Source organism: Polaromonas sp. P1_G1 (assembly GCF_056405595.1).
Genome location: NZ_JBFUBU010000268.1, coordinates 1 through 390, shown reverse-complemented (window position 1 = coordinate 390; position 390 = coordinate 1). Strand labels below are relative to the sequence as shown.

2 pseudogenes are annotated in these 390 nt (G+C 67.4%); both read left to right on the top strand.

Going from position 1 to position 390, the window contains the following annotated elements:
* Positions 1-183: pseudogene (locus tag AC1D1Y_RS26785) on the top strand (AAA family ATPase); the annotation flags it as partial.
* A pseudogene (locus AC1D1Y_RS26780) lies at positions 180-390 on the top strand (DUF58 domain-containing protein); the annotation flags it as partial. The pseudogenes AC1D1Y_RS26785 and AC1D1Y_RS26780, both read left to right, overlap by 4 nt.

Sequence of the window (390 nt, the reverse complement as noted above, 5' to 3'; positions counted from 1 at the left end):
ATTGCCGTGGTGCGTGCGGCCAAGGCGCAGGCGCTACTCAGTGGGCGTGATTACGTGGCGCCCGACGACGTGCAGGCCGTGCTGCCGCAAACCATTGCCCACCGCCTCATCCCCGTGGGGGACGCAGGGCGCGGCGCCGTAGAACAGGTACGCGCCATGCTGCAGGCGGTGCCATTGCCGTGACCGTGCTGGCGCAGCTCAACCCGCTGGCCGCGGTGCGCCGCCGTTTCCAGGCGTGGTGGCAATCGCGCCTGCCGCTCAAGGACAGCACCACGCTGACCCAGCGCAATGTCTACATCCTGCCCACGCGCCCTGGCCTGATGCTGGGGCTGACGCTGCTGGTGCTCTTGGTTGCCAGCATCAACTACCAGCTCAACCTGGGTTATGTAC